The following is a 226-nucleotide window of genomic DNA, read 5'->3' as shown; positions in this document are numbered from 1 at the left end:
GTCTTCACGGGGCTTGAAGCCACCGCGGTCTTCGCGAGGCTTGAAACCGCCTTCACGGCGGTCATCGCCGCCACGGAATCCACCGCGGTCTTCACGGGGCTTGAAGCCACCGCGGTCTTCACGGGGCTTGAAGCCACCTTCACGGCGGTCATCGCCGCCACGGAATCCACCGCGGTCTTCGCGAGGCTTGAAACCACCTTCACGGCGGTCATCGCCGCCACGGAAT

Annotated in this window: 1 protein-coding gene; it reads left to right on the top strand. The window is 65.5% G+C overall.

Annotated features, from left to right (window positions below; genetic code table 11):
- Positions 1-226, top strand: a 226-nt coding sequence (locus ACIPUB_RS20190; protein WP_407609014.1) for a hypothetical protein, incomplete at both ends; no start/stop codon positions are given.

The organism is Paeniglutamicibacter sp. ORCA_105 (assembly GCF_045798545.1).
Classification (GTDB): Bacteria; Actinomycetota; Actinomycetes; order Actinomycetales; family Micrococcaceae; genus Paeniglutamicibacter; species Paeniglutamicibacter sulfureus.
Note: the sequence above shows the minus strand (reverse complement) of the source record. Positions and strands in the feature narration are given on the sequence as shown.